The sequence below is a fragment of the Aureimonas sp. ME7 genome (genome assembly GCF_903970965.1).
Classification (GTDB): domain Bacteria; phylum Pseudomonadota; class Alphaproteobacteria; order Rhizobiales; family Rhizobiaceae; genus Aureimonas.
The window spans coordinates 149,723-167,281 of sequence record NZ_CAJCKW010000002.1 but is presented as its reverse complement, the minus strand read 5'-3'; the positions used below and the strand labels follow the sequence as shown (position 1 = coordinate 167,281).

Annotated in this window: 14 protein-coding genes and 2 tRNA genes; 10 read left to right on the top strand and 6 right to left on the bottom strand. The window is 64.8% G+C overall.

Translation table 11 applies throughout. The annotated features are described in order from the left end of the window. Nucleotides 1-11: 11 nt before the first annotated feature. Both H7A85_RS04220 and H7A85_RS04215 read right to left on the bottom strand, forming a co-directional pair. Nucleotides 12-1,790: a DEAD/DEAH box helicase gene (locus tag H7A85_RS04220; RefSeq protein WP_182084647.1), complete on the bottom strand. Its 1,779-nt coding sequence runs from the start codon at nt 1,788-1,790 to the stop codon at nt 12-14. 224 nt (nt 1,791-2,014) lie between these two features. Then, complete coding sequence (locus H7A85_RS04215) at nt 2,015-2,266, bottom strand: hypothetical protein (protein WP_182085058.1); 252 nt, start codon at nt 2,264-2,266, stop codon at nt 2,015-2,017. 214 nt (nt 2,267-2,480) lie between these two features. On the opposite strand from H7A85_RS04215, the gene H7A85_RS04210 reads away from it, so the two are divergent. After that, nucleotides 2,481-2,555 (top strand) — tRNA-Asn (locus H7A85_RS04210). A 111-nt stretch (nt 2,556-2,666) separates the two neighbouring features. Here H7A85_RS04210 and H7A85_RS04205 read toward each other — a convergent pair. Continuing rightward, nucleotides 2,667-2,825: a DUF3563 family protein gene (locus H7A85_RS04205; protein WP_244630930.1), complete on the bottom strand. Its 159-nt coding sequence runs from the start codon at nt 2,823-2,825 to the stop codon at nt 2,667-2,669. 391 nt (nt 2,826-3,216) lie between these two features. Next, nucleotides 3,217-3,654, bottom strand: a complete 438-nt coding sequence (locus H7A85_RS04200) for a response regulator (protein ID WP_244630928.1) — start codon at nt 3,652-3,654, stop codon at nt 3,217-3,219. Nucleotides 3,655-3,782: 128 nt separating this feature from the next. Here H7A85_RS04200 and H7A85_RS04195 point away from each other — a divergent pair. From H7A85_RS04195 to H7A85_RS04165, 7 genes are all read left to right on the top strand, one after another. After that, nucleotides 3,783-3,856: transfer RNA gene (locus H7A85_RS04195), tRNA-Cys, on the top strand. A gap of 118 nt (nt 3,857-3,974) precedes the next feature. After that, nucleotides 3,975-4,625, top strand: coding sequence for a protein-L-isoaspartate O-methyltransferase (locus H7A85_RS04190; protein WP_182084646.1), 651 nt, complete (start codon nt 3,975-3,977; stop codon nt 4,623-4,625). A 259-nt stretch (nt 4,626-4,884) separates the two neighbouring features. Beyond that, a complete protein-coding gene (locus H7A85_RS04185) occupies nt 4,885-6,300 on the top strand; it encodes a TolC family outer membrane protein (protein ID WP_280514903.1) in 1,416 nt (471 codons plus the stop codon). Nucleotides 6,301-6,489: 189 nt separating this feature from the next. After that, nucleotides 6,490-7,380 carry a DUF2497 domain-containing protein gene (locus H7A85_RS04180; protein WP_182084644.1) on the top strand — a complete coding sequence of 297 codons (891 nt, stop codon included), beginning with the start codon at nt 6,490-6,492 and terminating at the stop codon, nt 7,378-7,380. 161 nt (nt 7,381-7,541) lie between these two features. Then, nucleotides 7,542-10,316: a valine--tRNA ligase gene (locus H7A85_RS04175; RefSeq protein WP_182084643.1), complete on the top strand. Its 2,775-nt coding sequence runs from the start codon at nt 7,542-7,544 to the stop codon at nt 10,314-10,316. 323 nt (nt 10,317-10,639) lie between these two features. Further along, nucleotides 10,640-11,992 carry a long-chain fatty acid transporter gene (locus H7A85_RS04170; RefSeq protein WP_182084642.1) on the top strand — a complete coding sequence of 451 codons (1,353 nt, stop codon included), beginning with the start codon at nt 10,640-10,642 and terminating at the stop codon, nt 11,990-11,992. A gap of 377 nt (nt 11,993-12,369) precedes the next feature. Further along, nucleotides 12,370-13,158, top strand: a complete 789-nt coding sequence (locus H7A85_RS04165; protein WP_182085055.1) for a tetratricopeptide repeat protein — start codon at nt 12,370-12,372, stop codon at nt 13,156-13,158. 3 nt (nt 13,159-13,161) lie between these two features. Here H7A85_RS04165 and xth read toward each other — a convergent pair whose 3' ends face one another. Both xth and erpA read right to left on the bottom strand, forming a co-directional pair. Continuing rightward, nucleotides 13,162-13,956 (bottom strand): exodeoxyribonuclease III, encoded by a 795-nt coding sequence (xth, locus tag H7A85_RS04160; RefSeq protein ID WP_182084641.1) that lies wholly within the window; start codon nt 13,954-13,956, stop codon nt 13,162-13,164. 63 nt (nt 13,957-14,019) lie between these two features. Further along, a complete protein-coding gene (erpA, locus tag H7A85_RS04155; protein WP_182084640.1) occupies nt 14,020-14,361 on the bottom strand; it encodes an iron-sulfur cluster insertion protein ErpA in 342 nt (113 codons plus the stop codon). 155 nt (nt 14,362-14,516) lie between these two features. On the opposite strand from erpA, the gene H7A85_RS04150 reads away from it, so the two are divergent. Together H7A85_RS04150 and argS are read left to right on the top strand one after the other, a co-directional pair. Then, nucleotides 14,517-15,725: a deoxyguanosinetriphosphate triphosphohydrolase gene (locus tag H7A85_RS04150; protein ID WP_182084639.1), complete on the top strand. Its 1,209-nt coding sequence runs from the start codon at nt 14,517-14,519 to the stop codon at nt 15,723-15,725. Nucleotides 15,726-15,791: 66 nt separating this feature from the next. Further along, entirely contained in the window at nt 15,792-17,543 is a 1,752-nt protein-coding gene (gene argS / locus H7A85_RS04145; RefSeq protein ID WP_182084638.1) for an arginine--tRNA ligase, read from the top strand. Nucleotides 17,544-17,559 lie beyond the last annotated feature (16 nt).

Genomic DNA, 17,559 nt, shown 5'->3' with positions numbered 1-17,559 from the left:
CATCGCCGCCCTTACGGGCGACGGTTGGGCTTTCCATCCCGGCCCTTGAACTTCGAAGGCCGCGGCTTGTCGCCATCTCGGCGCTTGGCGAACGCCTTCTGAGCCTTGGGGGGCCGTCCAGCCTTGCCCTCGCCGCTCTGGTCGCGCGGCGGAGCACCGCCTTCCAGCATCGTGATCGTGATGTCGTCGTCGCTGCCGCCTGCAGACGACGCGAATCGCTGCGATGCGTCGGCGCGGATCTCGAACTTGGTTTCCTTGTCGAAGATGCGGATCGCGCCGATGTCCTCGCGCGTGACCTTACCCCGTCGGCAGAGAAGCGGCAGGAGCCACTTCGGGTCGGCGTTGTTGCGACGACCGATATCCATGTGGAACCACGTGGTCGGCCCCATCGAGCGACGGCCGCCCTCGTCCTTCTGGCGCGGCGCGTTCGCCTTTGTATCGTCGAACGAGCGCGTCCGCGACTTGTCGTCCCGGCCCGGACCCGGGTCGTAGACGTCCTCGGGCGCCGGAAGCTTCTGGCGATAGAGCTTGGCGAAGGCGGCGGCGATCTTTTCCGGCCCGAAACGCTCCAGAAGAGCCTTGGAGGTCGCGTCGTCGTCGTCGTCGACCTCTTCGCTGAACAGCGGGTCGACGAGAAGACGTTCGCGATCGAGGCGCCGGATCTCGTCGGCCGAAGGCGGCGCCGTCCATTCGGGCCGGATCTTGGCGTCCGTCAGCAGGCGATCGGCCTTGCGCTTGCGCGACAGCGGCACGAGCAGCACCGAAACGCCCTTGCGACCGGCGCGGCCCGTTCGCCCGCTGCGATGCTGGAGCGTTTCCGCATCGTTGGGCAATTCCGCATGGATGACGAGGCCGAGATTGGGCAGATCGATGCCGCGCGCCGCGACGTCCGTCGCGACGCATACGCGCGCGCGCCCATCGCGTAGCGCCTGAAGCGCCTGATTGCGCTCGGCCTGCCCAAGCTCACCCGACAGGGACACAGCACCAAAACCCCGATCTAGGAGGCCGGAATGGAGGTGACGCACCTGCTCGCGCGTGTTGCAGAAGACGATCGCGGTCGGCGATTCGGCTTGGCGGATCAGGTTGACCACCGCGTGCTCGATCTCGGTGGGAGCCACGCGGATCGCACGATACTCGATATCGGCATGGGCGCGCGAATCGGCTGCGACCTCGATACGCAGCGCGTTGTTCTGATATCGCTTGGTCAGCGAGACGATGGGCTTGGGCAGCGTCGCGGAGAAGAGAAGCGTACGCCGCTCAGCGGGCGTCGCCTCCAGAATGAACTCGAGATCCTCGCGGAAGCCGAGATTGAGCATCTCGTCGGCTTCGTCGAGCACCACCGTCTTGAGCGCGCCGATGCGCAGGTTGCCGCGCTCGAGGTGATCGCGAAGGCGGCCCGGCGTTCCCACCACGAGGTGGACGCCACGTGCCAATGCGCGCTGCTCGGTGCGTGCATCCATGCCGCCGACGCATGTGACGATGCGAGCGTTAGCGTCCGCGAAAAGCCATGTCAGCTCGGTCTGCACCTGCATCGCGAGTTCGCGGGTCGGCGCGATGACGAGGCCGACGGGATCGCCCGCTTCCCCCAGCGTCTCCGCTTCGCCAAGAAGCGTCTGACCCATCGCGAGGCCGTAGGCCACCGTCTTGCCCGAGCCGGTCTGCGCGGACACGAGGAGATCGCGATCGGCCGCCGCGAGTTCGCTGACGGCTTGCTGAACCGGCGTCGGTTCGCTGTAGTTGCGGCTTTCGAGCGCGCGGGTGAGCGCCGGATGAAGGGGAGGGAAGGCCAAGCGGAACGTCCTTGGAAACTGCGGCGTCCCTTGGGACGTCTAGAAAAGCGCCCAAGTCCCGATCCGACCGGAAGAGCCGAACGAGCGATCGATGGTCGCAGATGATGGCGGATGCCGAGAGGGCGCGTACCGCCTTCGAAGAGGAGCAGTCCGGCTCATGCAGCGCGGAGCTATAGACTCATTCCGTGGAGATTGCGAGAGCGGCCGCGAATTTGCCGTGGGCTCTAATCACTGCGTCGAGTTTTCGGCCGCCGCCGCCGCCCGATCCTCACATCCGCGCGGCGGCGCCATCGACGTACGAACGGCATGTCGATGGATAGAACGACGAGCCCGAGCGGTAGCATCCAGAGACCCAGAACGGGCAGGAAGCTGAAGATGCCGCCGATGATGAAGGCGATGCCGACCGCGATCCGCGCCATACGGTTCGCCGGCAGCTGAAAGCGGCGGCCGAGGAGATGGACCGTATGTCCGCGCAGGCGAAAGAATTCGCGCCGCTTGCCTGTCGAACCGTTCACGATCGTCATCGTCTCCCGCCGCATCCTATCATCGGATAGTGATCATGCTCCTCGGCTTGCCGCCAAACCGCGTCCGAAACGAGGCGGCGAATTATTTTGCCGAATTGGCCACGGATGGGTTGGCAAACGCGAATACCCTTTGATATACGCAGCCTCGTTCGCAGGGCGGACATCTTCCCCGGTAGCTCAGTGGTAGAGCAATCGACTGTTAATCGATCGGTCGCTGGTTCGAATCCGGCCCGGGGAGCCATATCATACCAAAAAAGTCGAAGCGAAAGCCGCTGATCGCCAGCGTTGGCTCGTTGATCGTCTCGTTCTCAGGCGGCACGTGTGGGTGGGCATGCCGCACTTTCAGTCGAGTCTACTTCAGTCGATTGGCGCGATGAAACCGGCCGGAATCGATTTCCCGCTGACGACCTTCGAGATCCACGATAGACGTGGCTTCGTTCAGGTAGGCGGTAGCAGCATCCTGCGGCATGGCGCAGGCGACGGCATTTCGAAGACGTTGGGTAAAGCGCACGTTCGTTCTCCATGAGTGGTGATCCCCAGAGAATGAGGAACCCTAGCTCGTGTTGCAATGCAGCATGATGCAACCTTGGTATGCACCTGATGCATCGCCAAGGGCGAGACGCGTCGTACCGTTGGTGTTGCGCCAGTGTTCCTTCGAATAAATCTTGCGTGCGAAGATCAAAACGCCGTCGGGTGCCGATTGCCAACATGTGCGGACAGCTTACACTGCGTCACCTAATGCCCCGTCAGAGGGCCATGGGAGGGTGGAGTATGCTGAAGAAGGCGACACATGATCCTTTGGAGGCGCCGCGCGCGCTGGTTTGGGGCGTCGTCGCCTCCACGATCCTATGGCTTTCGGTTCTGAACCTTCTGCTTCTCGTTCGAAGCTGACCCGGTCGCCCTCAGCCCGAAGTCTTGGCACGCGGTTCCGGGGTGGCCATCGTGTCGCTTAAGGCACGGAGCACCTGCGCGATCTCCACCGGCTTCGCGAAATGCGGGACATCCTTGAAACGGGCAGCCACCAGCGACGGGTCGTAGGCCGTCAGGAACACGAACGGGATGGCGCGTCGGGACAGGTCGTAGGCCACCGGATAGCTCATCTCGCCCGCCAGATTGACGTCGAGAAGGGCGCCGTCGAGATCGCTCGTGCCGGCGATCAGCGCGATGGCGTCTTCGATCGAACGGGCCGGGCCGACGACTTCCGCTCCTTCGTCCTCCAGTGCGTCGGCCAGATGTTGCGCGACGACGTATTCGTCTTCGACGATCAGGACTTTTCGATTTTTCAGCATGGCTTCATTCGTTGGTTCTGGATGCGCCCCCATGTCGGCGGCTTGCGCCAAACGCGCTGGCGCGCCGAATGGTTCGCGCAAACGGCTGCCATGTGCCGAGCCGATGTCGATACGCCCTCGAAGCTTCTCGATTGGGCCTTGCACAAAGCCATCGGCGCAAGTAGGAACCGCCTCGTTGGGGCCTCGTGGCGGAGTGGTTACGCAGAGGACTGCAAATCCTTGCACGCCGGTTCGATTCCGGCCGAGGCCTCCATCATCGTCTCTTCCCCCGTTCCCATCCAACCGCGCGGCCCTACGGCGTCCCAGCGGACCTTGTCAGTTTTGAACGCTGCGAATATGGGAGGGACAGACAATCGAGCCGAGGCCTTCAGATGGATTTTGCTGCCGCCCGCGTGAAGATGGTGGACAACCAGATCCGCACCACCGACGTGACCTCGCATGAGACGCTTCGCGCGTTCCTGAGTGTCCCGCGCGAGGCGTTCGTGGCTCCCGAAAGGCAGGCGCTGGCCTATATCGACAGCGATCTTCAGGTGGGCAAGGGGCGCTATCTCATCGAGCCGTCGCCGCTGGCCAAGCTGATTCAACTGGCCGGCATCGATCGCCAGAGTGTGGTTCTGGATGTCGGATGCGCGACGGGCTACTCGTCGGCCGTCCTGTCCCATCTTGCGGGTTCCGTCGTCGCGCTCGAAGAAGACGCGGAACTCGCCGCGAAGGCGACGGCGACGCTGGACTCCCTCGCCATCATGAACTGCGCCGTGGTTTCGGGACCGCTATCGGCCGGGTGGCCCAAGGAAGCGCCTTTCGACGTGATCCTTTTCGAGGGCTCCGTGGAAGAAATCCCGCAAACCTATTTCGAACAGCTGAAGGACCGCGGGCGTCTCGTCGTCGTGCTGCGCGAGGGACCGCAAGGCATCGCGAAACTCTATACGAAGGAGGACGGCATTCTTTCGGACCGTTTCGCCTTCAACTGCAATATCCCGGCTCTTCCGGGATTCTCGCGAGCCCGCGCCTTTCAGTTCTGATCGATCGCGCCCGAGCCCTCCCGGCGCTCGATCGGCAGGTGCCGCGTGCAGCCGACGTTCCGTCTTTACATTCGCCAAGTGTTTTTGCGGCGCCACACTCCGGTGCAAAACGAAGCCGGCGGGCTCGTGTGGGCTGGTATTGGCTCCGCGTCCGGTTCATTTCCTTAACGAGTTGAACGTCAGCTTCGCTTGAGGTTCATGTGTATCGATGCCGTGCCTGCGTCCTTTTGGCACGATGATCCGATTTCGGAGTGGGCCTTTGCGCAACAAGACGTGGATTCTGGCTACGCTTTCGGCGGTGCTCCTGGGAGCGACCGCCGATATCGCCAGTGCCGAAACTCTCCGGGCCGCGATGGCGAAGGCCTACGCGAACAACCAGGATCTGAACGCCGCGCGCGCCCAGCTGCGCGCGACGGACGAGAATGTGCCGCAGGCCCGATCCGGCTTGCGCCCGACCGTCAACGGCGTGGCCACCGCCCAGGCCAATCGGTCGAAGACGACGTATGGCGACAATATCCGCAAGCAGTACGGCCGCACGGGCGCGCTCGTCGCCGGGATCCAGATCAACCAGGTCCTCTTCGACGGCTTCCAGACGCCCAACAACGTCAATGCGGCGCAGGCCCAGGTGCGAGCCGCTCAGAAGAACCTCGACAACACCGTTCAGGATACGCTTCTCAGCACCGTCACGGTCTATATGAACGTTCGTCGCGACCGCGAGATCGCCGCCTTTCGCCGGCAGAGCCTCGCCTTCCTGAACGAGCAGGTCCGCGCCGCGCAGGCCCGTTTCGACGTGGGCGAGGGAACGCGCACGGACGTTGCCCAGGCTCAATCGGAACAGGCACTCGCAACGGCGCTTCTCAACACGGCCTTGGCCCAGGTTGCCAGCAGCGAAGCGCAATATCTCGATGTCGTCGGCGATCCGCCGACCCAGCTGGATGCCGGCACTCCGCCCAACTCCAAGGCAATTCCCACCTCGATCGCGAGCGCGATCCGCGTTGCCGAAGACCAGCACCCCGCTATCCTCGCGACACAGTTCACGGTGGATGCCGCCTCCTTCGAGGTGAAGTCGGCGGAAGGGCAGCGCTTGCCGACCGTCAGCCTGCAAGGCGAGGTCAACAACACCTACGCGCTTTCCGACCAGGATCCCGATCCCGCCAACTTGCCAGGCGTGGTCACGCAGAACGAGGTGGCTGGCACGGTGACCGCGCAGCTGACGGTTCCCATCTATCAGGGTGGCCTCGTGTCGTCGCGCGTGCGGCAGGCGAAGGAAGTCCTGTCCCAGCGGCGCATCCAGGTCGATGGCGTTCGCGATCAGGTTCGCTCGGCGGTTGCCAGCGCTTGGGCGCAGCGGCAGGCGGCGGACGCGAACGTCCAGGGCTACAGCGCGCAGGTGGCTGCGGCACAGCTTGCGCTGAACGGCGTCGTGGAAGAGCGCAACGTCGGGCAGCGCACGACGCTCGACGTTCTGAACGCCCAGTCGGACGTCATCACTGCGCAGATTCTTCTGGCCGGTGCGCAGCGGGATACGATCGTCGCCGCCTATACGCTGGCTTCCGCCGTCGGCTCGCTTCTGCCCGAGCGCATGGCTTTGGCGGTCGATCGCTACGAGCCGGAAGAGCACTATCAGGCGGTTCAGGACAAGTGGTTCGGCCTGCGCACGCCGGACGGTCGTTAACGGTTTGATACCCGTTCGGGCACGTCCGTCTTAAAAATTCGTTTATAAGACGGACTTTCGCCGGATCGGGGATTCAATCCGGCGAACCTTGCGTCTAGCATGCTCGTGAGATTCGCGCCGGGTGGCAAACGCGAATCCGGAGCGGGTGCGAATTCCATGAGCAAGGCCAGTGTCGCGCAAGAGCCGTCGATGGACGAGATTCTTGCCTCCATCCGTCGGATCATCGAGACCGGGGACGAGCGTTCGGGCTCCGGCGAACCGAACAGGTCGTCCGCATCGACCGCGCAGCGCCGGGTGCCGGCGTTCTTGGCCGACACGATCGCCCCCGAGCCCGTGATCGATGAGGCGGGGACTGCCCGTGCCCCCGATGCCGCGAGCGAAGCGTCGCCGGTCGATGGCGGCGTGCAGGATCAGGCCTGGCCCAACGTTTATCGCGTCGAGCCTTTCCGGCCCGCAGGTGCGGCTTCGGTCGAGAATGCTTCAGCCTCGCCGATCGAGCCTTCGCATGAGGACGCCGCACTGGAGGCGGAACTCGAGACCGAACTGGCCGCCACATGGCAGCGGATCGAGACCGCCGACGAACGTTTCTCCATTGCCGCGATGCCCTCGGCCGGTGGCTCCGACGCGAGCCTGGCTTCGGCCCCGCCCGTCGAGGTTGCGGGAATTGAACCCCATCACGCCGCTGCGGCGGACGTCCACCATTCGCACGGCGGCGAACGCGACCGGTCCGTGACCGATGTCCAGAAGGAGGAGCCGGTGTCCGAGCCGTATTCGGAGCGCGCTTCGTTCCATCCCGCCAATACCGACGCCGTGGAGCCGCAGGCTCCTGCCGGGTCGTCGTCCCGCTATGGGGATACGCCGGCTCCTCTCGCGTCGCGCAACACCGGCGACCTTGTCGGAGCGTCGTTCAACGAGTTGGCCGAGGCCATCCGCCAGGGCGAGTTGAAGTCGCTCGACGAGATGGCACGCGAGATGCTGCAGCCGATGCTGCGCGACTGGCTGGACGACAACCTTCCTCAGATGGTGGAGCGGCTGGTGCGCGAAGAGATCGAGCGGATGGCGCGCGGCGGCAAGCGCTGACGCATCGCCGAACCATCCAATGACCCTTGCCGGGGCACGCCGATCATCGGCGTGCCCCTTTTCGTTTGCCCGATATCGCCAGCGTGCGAAGCGCTTTCGTTGACAGCGTGGAAACCTTCCCTGTAACCGAAACGAAAGTCCCCGAGAGTTCTGGAAGTCCGATGATGGAGAAGACCTACGATGCCGCCGCGATCGAGCCCCGGGTGGCGGATCGCTGGGAAGCGGCGGACGCGTTCCGGGCCGGTGCGGGCGCCAAGCCCGGTGCACCGGCCTACTCCATCGTCATCCCGCCGCCCAACGTCACCGGATCCCTCCATATCGGCCATGCCCTGAACAACACGCTTCAGGACATCCTGGTGCGCCATCGCCGCATGCTCGGACAGAACGTCCTGTGGCAGCCGGGCCTCGACCATGCGGGCATCGCGACGCAGATGGTCGTCGAGCGTCAGTTGGCCGAGCGCCAGGAGCCCGGTCGGCGTGCGCTGGGCCGCGACGCCTTCATCGATCGTATCTGGCAGTGGAAGGGCGAATCCGGCGGGGCGATCCTGCGCCAGCTACGCCGGCTGGGCGCCTCGTGCGACTGGTCGCGCGAACGCTTCACGATGGACGACGGGCTTTCGCGCGCGGTGCGCAAGGTCTTCGTCCAGCTCTACCGCGACGGCCTGATCTACCGCGACAAGCGGCTGGTGAACTGGGATCCGAAGCTTCTCACCGCGATTTCCGACATCGAGGTGGAGCAGCGCGAGATCAAGGGCAACCTCTGGCACTTCCGCTATCCGGTGGAAGGGCGCAGCTACGATCCGCAGGATCCGCAGAGCTTCATCACGGTCGCCACGACCCGGCCCGAAACGGTTCTGGGCGACACCGGCGTCGCCGTGAACCCCGAGGACGAGCGCTATCAGGCGCTGGTCGGGAAGAACGTCCGCCTGCCTCTGATCGGGCGTGTCATCCCCGTCGTCGCCGACGACTACGCCGATCCGGAAGCCGGCTCGGGCGCGGTGAAGATCACCCCGGCGCACGACTTCAACGATTTCGAGGTCGGCGAGCGCAACGGGCTGCGGCGCATCAACGTGATGGCGCCCGATGCCACCATCGCGATCCGCGACAATGCCGACTTCCTCGAGGGCCTCTTCCCCGCCGACGGCGAGCGGGCCGTCGGCATGTTCGAAGGGCTGGACCGGTTCACGGCGCGCAAGCTCCTGGTAGACTGGATGGAGGCGGAAGGCTATCTCGCGAAGGTCGAAGACCATGTCCACATGGTGCCGCATGGGGATCGCGGCGGCGTGCCGATCGAGCCGTATCTGACCGATCAGTGGTACGTCGATTCCAAGACGCTGGCCGAACCCGCGATGGCGAGCGTTCGGGAAGGGCGCACGATCTTCGTGCCGCGCAACTGGGAAAAGACCTATTTCGATTGGATGGAGAACATCCAGCCGTGGTGCATCTCGCGCCAGCTCTGGTGGGGGCATCAGATCCCGGCCTGGTACGGCCCGGACGGCACGGTCTTCGTCGACGAGGACGAAGAGGCGGTCGCCGGGGCGGCGCTGGCGCACTACGTCACCAACGGCACGCTGACGGACGCGCAGGCCCGCGAGATGGCCGAAGAGGGCACGCTCTTCGACGGCTTCATGCGCCGCGACGAGGACGTGCTCGACACCTGGTTCTCGTCCGGCCTCTGGCCGTTCTCGACGCTCGGCTGGCCCGATCGGACGCCCGAGTTCGAGACCTACTACCCGACCAACACCGTGGTCAGCGGCTTCGACATCATCTTCTTCTGGGTCGCCCGGATGATGATGATGGGCCTTTATTGCACCGGCAAGGAACCGTTCGAGACGGTCTACATGCATGCCCTCGTTCGCGACAAGAACGGGGCAAAGATGTCGAAGTCCAAGGGCAACGTCATCGACCCGCTCGACCTCGTGGACGAGTTCGGGGCCGACGCGCTCCGCTTCACCCTCGCCATCATGGCGGCGCAAGGGCGCGACGTGAAGCTCGATCCGCAACGGATCGGCGGTTATCGCAACTTCGGAACCAAGCTCTGGAACGCGACGCGCTTCGCGGAGATGAACGGCGCGGTTCATGGCGAGACGATCGATCCGGGCGCGCTGGCGCTGCCGCTTAATCGCTGGGTCGTCAGCGAACTCGCGCAGACCATCTCGGAGGTCGATTCGGCGCTTGTCGCCTATCGGTTCAACGATGCGGCCGGCGCTCTCTATCGCTTCACCTGGAACACGGTCTGCGACTGGTATCTGGAACTGGCCAAGCCGATCTTCATGGGCGAGGACGAGGGCGCCAAGAACGAGACGCGGCGTGTCACCGGCTATGTTCTCGACCGGGTCTATGCCCTGCTTCATCCGTTCATGCCCTTTCTCACCGAAGAACTTTGGGCGGCGACGGAAGGGAGCGCGCCGCGCGCTTCGCTGCTTTGCCACGCCGAGTGGCCGACGCTCGCCTTCCATGATGCGGAAGCGGCGGGCGATCTGAACTGGCTGGTTCGCCTCGTCGGCGAAATCCGTTCGGTTCGCGCGGAAATGAACGTTCCGCCGGGGGCGGAAGCCGCCTTTTCGGCCGTCGCGGTGGATGCCCAGACACAAGGCCGCTTGCAACGCCACGACGCCGCGCTGCGTCGGCTGGCGAGGCTTTCGAGCGTCGAGATCGTCGCGGCCGCGCCGCCGCAATCGGCCCAGTTCGTTCTGGAAGGGCAGAGCTACGCCCTGCCGCTGGCCGGAATGATCGACGTTTCGGCCGAACTGGCGCGGCTGCGCAAGGCCGAGGCCAAGGCGAGGGACGAGGTGCAGCGGATCGACCGGAAGCTGTCGAACGAGAAGTTCGTGGCCAATGCGCCGGACGACGTCGTCGAACAGGAGCGGGAGAAGAGGGCCGGCTACGCGGCGGAAGCCGACAAGCTCGCTGCCGCTATGGCGTCCCTCCAGTAGGTGGAACGCTCCCGGAGCATGTCGCCGGGTTGTAGCGTTCCGGCAACGGTGGCAGGATTCTTCCGTTAACGGAAGCCGGAGGGCTGTGCCGCTGCAACCCGTCGTCATGCGCATCCACCGTTCTTTCGGTTGAGGCATCTCTCGTACTTTCAACGGGTTGCGCATTGATGCGCAACCCGTTTATGATTCTTCTGGCCGTTCGACGAAGCTGGATCGAGGACGTTCGCCATCGGTTCGTCACTATTCCCAAAGCGCATCCGCCATGACACGCTTTCCCCAACGAACACATGATGTTCGAAAGACTTCGTCTGGGGGGAATGGGAATGAAGTTCGCTGGTTTGTCGGGCGTGGGGGCGTCCCTGATCGTGCTGGTTGCGGTTTCGAATGCGCAGGCGGGAGGCTTCCAGCGTGGGACCGCCGACACGGACGTTCTTTACGACGCGACGCCTTTCAGCACTCGGCTCGGCTTCACCTATGTCAGCCCGCAGCGCGGCTTCGAGACCGTGCAGGGCGTCGCCGGTAACTACGGCGACTATACCGGCTCCTACCAGATCCCCAGCGTCGCGCTGAAGCTCGGCAACGATACGGTCGCGTGCGCCGGCAACTACGTCGAGTCCTTCGCGGCCGAAGGGGACTACTCGTCTTTGCCCGGCGGCGCCCAGCCAGCCGCTTTCCCCGGCGGTTCGCGCGTTCGCGATCTCGAGTTCGATTCCGACGAGATCAGCGCGACCTGCCGCGTCAGCTACACGACGAACGGAATGCGCTTCAGCCTTCTCGGCGGCATCTTCGGTGAGGACTTCAGCTTCAACGGCACCAGCCTAGCCACGCAGAACATCGGGGCAACGCTGCCCGCCGGCCTGCGCGCGGCGCTCGCGGCGCAAGGGGCGCAACTGTTGCTTCCGGTGGCTCTGACGGCCGAAACCGATGCCGACTACACCGCCGGTTTCCGTGTCGGCGCGGCGTTCGAAATGCCGGAGATCGCCCTTCGCGCCCAGATCCTCTACCGGTCCGAGGTGGAGCACGACGACATCGCGGGCACCGGTACGCTGGTCGCTGCCAACGACGCGTTCGTGCGCTTGGGCGACGGGCGTCAGGTTTCCGTGCCGACCGCGGCGGCTTTCCTTGCCGCTCAGGGGATCGCCGTTCCTCCCGCTCTGATCGGCGCGCTGCCGACTGGCGGGACGGTTCTCGCCAGCGGCCTGCCGGCCTCGCTCAACACCGCCACCAGCCCGCAGAGCCTCTACATCAACGCCCAGACCGGCATCGCGGAGGGAACGCTCCTTCTGGCCTCGTTCCGCTGGACGGATTGGAGCACCAACAACGCCGTGGTCACGACCGTTGCCGGTAATTCCAACGTCAGCCCGTACTACTGGAAGGACGGCTACACGGCGAGCCTCGGCATCGGGCGGGCCTTCAACGAATACGTCTCGGGCAGCGTTTCGATCGGTTACGACAGCGGCGTTTCGACCGGCGCGGAGACGACCTACACCGACCTCTACACCTTGTCCGGCGGCCTTGCCCTCAAGAACAGCGACTGGGCCGAACTTCGATTCGGCGGCTTGATCGGCTACTGGACGGACGGCGACCAGCGCGTGTCCAACGGAGCGGTCTTCGACGCGACGGTCGGGGACGACTGGGTCTATGCCGCCAACGTTTCGCTCAAGCTGACATTCTGATTCGGGAACTGCGCCGTCATGCCGCTTCACCCCCGCCGGGTGAGGCGGCATCGTCGTATCTGTGCATGCGTATGCTCATGCGCGAAGGTGTTGAGCGCCGGCAACACTATTGCGACCAAGCATCATTTATAAAGGTGCTCGATATGGGATGCCGTGCTGCCGCCATAAACTCCGATCACCCCAATTGCATGTCGGGGCGGTGTTGGCCGGACCGGGCGGTTTCGATGCCGGGATCGAGGAAGAGGGGGACGCCATGACGAAGATCGAGGGGAAGTCTCTTCTCCGTCGTGCCGTACTCCGCTTGAGCCGCAGTGCGATTCTCCCGACGTTCGTTTTCGCCGTTCCTCCGAGGGACGCTTATGCGTTGTCTTGATTATCTGCGCCTCAGTGTGATCCTGGGCGCGATCGCCGTTGCGCCGCACGCGCAGGCCCTCGATCCCAGTGCCGTCACGAGCGACCCGTCGAGCCCTCGCGATATCTTCTCGCTCGGCTTTGCGGCCTACAAGCGCGGCGAAACGGCCGCTGCGATCGACGCGCTCCACCATGCGGCGGAACTCGGGCATCCCGGTGCTCGCTGGAAGCTCGGCCAGATGTACGCCGATGGCGATGGCGTTGCCGAGAACGACTTCGAAGCCTTCAAGATGTTCGAGCAGATCGTGCGGGACCAGGAGGACGACACGTCCTCCTCGCCGAACGCGCCGTATGTCGCGAGCGCCGTGATGGCCTTGGCGGAATATGTCCGCTCCGGCATCGCCGGCACGCCGGTGAAGGCCGACCCGTCGCAGGCGCGCCAGCTTTACGCCCATGCCGCGACCTATTTCGGCGACGCGCGGGCACAGTTCGAACTCGGCCGAATGCTTCTGGCGGGCGAGGGCGGGCGCGCCAACCCTCGTCAGGCGGCGCGCTGGCTGAAGCTTTCCGCGCACAAGGGATATGCCAAGTCGGAAGCGCTGCTCGGCTATCTTCTGTTCGACGGCGAGGCAATCTCGCTTCGGGCCGAGCCGGCACGGGGCCTTGCGATGCTGACGCGAGCCTACAAGTCCGCGACCGACAAGGACCGGGACTGGATCCGCCCGCTTCAGGAAGAAGCCTTTTCGCTCTCCAGCGAGGACGATCGCAAGACGGCGATCGCCTATGCCGAGCGCGAGACCGACCTCATCAAGTAGCCGCTAGCGCAGAGCCGCCGGGTCGAGATCGACGACCACCGGCACATGGTCGGACGGCTTTTCCCAGCCGCGCACATGCTTGTCGATCGCAACCGAGCGAAGGCTCGACACCGCCTCTGGCGACAGAAGAACGTGATCGATGCGGATCCCGTTGTCCTTCGGCCAGGCGCCGGCTTGGTAATCCCAGAACGTGTAGGTCTTGGCCGCGTCTGTGGTCGCGCGCAGCGCGTCGGTCAGTCCGAGATTGAGGAGACGGCGATAGGCGCCTCGGCTTTCCGGCTGGTAGAGCGCGTCCCCGGTCCAGGCAGAAGGATTCCGGACATCCTCCGGCTGGGGGATGACGTTGTAGTCTCCGGCCAGGATGAACGGGACCTCGTCACGCAGGCGTGATGCAGCGTGCCGTTCGAGCCGCTCCATCCAGGCCAGCTTGTAGGGAAACTTCTCCGTACCGAGCGGATTGCCGTTCGGTAGATAAAGGCAGCCGAAGCGCAACTCGCGCCCATCGAATTCCCACAGCCCTTCGATGAAGCGCGCCTGTTCGTCCGCTGTGTCGCCCGGAAGGCCGCGCTCGACGCTAGTCGGCGGAGTCTTGGACAACAGCGCGACGCCGTTGAATCCCTTCTGGCCATGCGTTTCCACATGCCACCCTCGCCCCTCGAGCTCGGCGCGCGGAAAGGCTTCGTCGACGCTCTTGATCTCCTGGAGCCCGACGATGTCGGGCTGGCGCTCGTCGAGCCAGGCCAGGAGGACGTCGAGGCGCGCCTTGACGCCGTTGATGTTCCAGGTGGCGACGAGCATGAGGCGGCCTTCTCGATCAGGGTCGAAACAGACCCCGGGCATGCCCCGCGGCCGGTGTCGCTGTCAAATCGAGAAGGATGTCCCGCAGCCGCAGGCAGCCGTCGCGTTCGGATTGCGGATCTGGAACGACTGGCCCATCAGGTCGTCGACGAAATCGACCACCGAGCCGTCGAGATAGGCGAGCGAGACCTGATCCACGAGAACGCGCGCGCCGTTCTTCTCGATCACCAGATCGTCTTCAGCCTCATCATGGGCGAGATCGAACTTGTAGGAGAAACCAGAGCAACCGCCCCCTTCCACCGAAATGCGCAGCGCGTTTTCGGCTTCGTTCTTCGAAAGGATGGCAAGGATGCGCCGCGCGGCGGCATCGGAAACGGTGATGGACGTGTCGAGCGTGTCGCTCATGAGCGTTCCGGAGCTCGGGAGAGAAGGCTCCGGCCTCTTGTTGTTGGGGTCATGGACGTAAGGTATGGATGCGCCGGAGCGGGGTCAATCTCGCAAGGCTTCGGAGTCGCACGGCACCGCCTGGAGCGATCCGCACCGGCGGGGAACGGGGGACGATGTCCGAGGGTAGGGAGTCGCGGATCGGAACGGGGCAGGATGGTCTCGCTCCCTATGCCGCGCATGCCGACGCTTCGCGTGGGCGTCTGGTCTTCGAGCCGAGCAGCCGAACGCGCACGCCGTTTCAGCGCGACCGCGACCGGATCGTCCATTCCACCGCGTTTCGCCGGCTCAAGCACAAGACGCAGGTCTTCGTCGCCTACGAGGGCGATCATTTCCGCACGCGTCTGACGCACACGATCGAGGTCTCGCAGATCGCAAGAGCCTTCGCCCGCGCGCTGCGTCTCGATGAGGACCTGACGGAGGCGATCGCGCTGGTCCACGACTTCGGCCATACGCCCTTCGGTCATGCCGGCGAGCGGGCGCTCGACCGCAAGCTGCAAGGCTGTGGTGGCTTCGACCACAATGCTCAGTCGCTCCGCATCGTGACCGCGCTGGAGCGGCGCTATGCGGAGTTCGACGGGCTGAACCTGACCTTCGAGACGCTGGAAGGGCTGGTGAAGCACAACGGTCCGGTGCGCGGCGTGGGGTTGGGCGCGCCGCTACCGCCCCAGATCGCAGAGTTCGATGCGCGCTTTTCGCTGGGGCTGGAGCTCTTCGCCGGTCTCGAAGCGCAAGCCGCCGCGATCTCTGACGATATCGCCTACAATACGCACGACCTCGACGACGGGCTGCGCGCCGGCCTCATTCATGTCGACGACCTCCAGCAGCTCGATCTCGCCGGCGACATCCTGCGTGAAGTGCGGGATCGCTATCCGGCGCTCGATCCCGTTCGCACCGGACACGAGATCATGCGCCGGCATATCACGCGGCTGGTGGAGGACGTGATCACCGCTTCGCTCGCACGCCTCGAGGCGATCGGCCCTCGCACCATCGACGACGTTCGGGCCGCCGGGCAGACGATCGTCGACTTCTCGGCCGAAATGCGCACCCAGGTGGCGCAGACGAAAGCGTTTCTTTTCAAACGCGTATACCGCGATCCTCGCGTCATCGGCGTGATGGGCTTAGCGGAAGGTGTGGTCGAGGATTTGTTCGATCGGTTCGTCTTGCATCCCAGCGACCTTCCGACGGCTTGGCGCGAGCAGGCCGATGGACTGGGCGACGTGGCGCTCCAACGGCATGTCGGGGACTATCTTTCGGGGATGACCGACAGTTTCGCGCTGGCCGAGCACCGGCGCTTGTTTGACCATACGCCGGATTTGAGCTAGCGCCGCAGTTTGGATCATGACGCTCGCCAGCGCGGGCGCGGCATTTCAATCAGTTGGATACCCCTGATGAACATCTTCGCCGACTTCGAGCATCGCATTCGTGAACGCGTCGAAGCCGTTCTTCGCGAACGCGGATCGGGCGAGGCGGACCTGTCGCGCATTGGTGTCGAGCCGCCGCGCGATCCGTCCCACGGGGATCTGGCGACCAACGCCGCGATGGTGCTGGCCAAACCCCTCGGCACGAAGCCGCGCGAACTGGCCGAAGCCTTCGCTGAGGCGCTCAGGGCGGATGCCGACGTCGCTTCGGTGGATGTCGCCGGGCCAGGCTTCATCAACCTGAAGCTCCATTCCCGCTTCTGGACCGAGCATCTGGGTGCGCTTCTACGCCAGGGCCTCGACTACGGTCGCGGCGCGCCGACGGGCCACAGGGTCAATGTCGAATACGTGTCTGCGAACCCGACCGGGCCGCTGCATGTCGGCCATTGCCGGGGCGCCGTGGTGGGCGATGCGATCGCCAACGTCATGGCGTTCGCCGGCAACGACGTGGCCAAGGAATACTACATCAACGATGCCGGCGGGCAGATCGGCGTTCTCGCGCAGTCGGTTTACCTGCGCTACCGCGAAGCGCTGGGCGAGGCGATCGGCGACATTCCTGCCGGGCTTTACCCTGGCGACTACCTGAAGACGGTGGGCGCGGCGCTTGCCATTCGCTACGGGCGCGATCTTCTGGCGCAGGACGAGACCGAGTGGATGCCGCTCGTCCGCTCCTACTCGATCAGCGCCATGATGATGTCGATCCGCGACGACCTTCGCTCGCTCGGCATCGCGCAGGACGTGTTCTTCTCCGAGAAGACGCTGCACGAGGGCGATCCCAGCCGCATCACGCAGGCCGTCGATGCCTTGCGCGACAAGGGCTTTGTCTACCAGGGAACGCTTCCGCCGCCCAAGGGGCAGACCCCGGAGGACTGGGAGGACCGGGAGCAGACCCTTCTGCGCTCCACCGATGTCGGCGACGACATGGACCGTCCGCTCGTGAAGTCCGACGGGGCCTACACCTATTTTGCCGCCGATGTGGCGTACTTCGCCGACAAGTTCGCGCGCGGCTTCGACGAGATGGTCTACGTGCTCGGCGCCGACCATGGTGGCTACGTCAAGCGGTTGGAGGCGGTGGCCAAGGCGGTGGCCGGCGAGAAGGCGCATGTCGACGTCGTGCTGTGCCAGCTCGTGAAGCTGTTCCGCAACGGCGAGCCGGTGAAGATGTCGAAGCGGGCGGGCGAGTTCGTCACGCTGGCCGATGTGGTGACCGAGGTCGGGCGCGATCCCGTGCGGTTCATGATGCTGTTCCGCAAGAGCGACGCACCGCTCGACTTCGACTTCCAGAAGGTGACCGAGCAGTCCAAGGACAACCCGGTCTTCTATGTCCAATACGCGCACGCTCGGGCGCGCTCGATCATGCGGCAGGCCGCCGCCGAAGGGATGGACGTCTCCGCGCTGGCCGAAGTCGAAACGGAAACCCTGGCGCTACTGGCGGACGAGGGCGAACTCGGGCTCGTGCGCAAGCTGGCGGAGTATCCGCGCCTGATCCAGGCGGCCTCGCTCGCCAAGGAGCCGCATCGCCTGGCCTTCTATCTCTATGAACTCGCGTCCGCCTTCCACGCCCAGTACAACCGAGGCAAGGATCAGCCGGAGTTACGCTTCGTTAAGGTTGACGATGCGAAAATAACCGGAGCGCGCCTCGGGCTGGTGCAGGCCGTGGCCTTCGTCATCGCTTCCGGCCTCGGGCTCGTCGGCGTTCAGGCACCCGACGAGATGCGCTGACGGGACCACGCTTTGA

Excerpts from the sequence above, each read along its gene's own strand:
- H7A85_RS04175 (WP_182084643.1), top strand. The coding sequence starts at position 7,542 with ATGATGGAGAAGACCTACGATGCCGCCGCGATCGAGCCCCGGGTGGCG.
- H7A85_RS04190 (WP_182084646.1), top strand. The coding sequence starts at position 3,975 with ATGGATTTTGCTGCCGCCCGCGTGAAGATGGTGGACAACCAGATCCGC.
- H7A85_RS04180 (WP_182084644.1), top strand. The coding sequence starts at position 6,490 with ATGGACGAGATTCTTGCCTCCATCCGTCGGATCATCGAGACCGGGGAC.
- xth (WP_182084641.1), bottom strand. The coding sequence starts at position 13,956 with ATGCTCGTCGCCACCTGGAACATCAACGGCGTCAAGGCGCGCCTCGAC.
- erpA (WP_182084640.1), bottom strand. The coding sequence starts at position 14,361 with ATGAGCGACACGCTCGACACGTCCATCACCGTTTCCGATGCCGCCGCG.
- H7A85_RS04170 (WP_182084642.1), top strand. The coding sequence starts at position 10,640 with ATGAAGTTCGCTGGTTTGTCGGGCGTGGGGGCGTCCCTGATCGTGCTG.
- argS (WP_182084638.1), top strand. The coding sequence starts at position 15,792 with ATGAACATCTTCGCCGACTTCGAGCATCGCATTCGTGAACGCGTCGAA.
- H7A85_RS04150 (WP_182084639.1), top strand. The coding sequence starts at position 14,517 with ATGTCCGAGGGTAGGGAGTCGCGGATCGGAACGGGGCAGGATGGTCTC.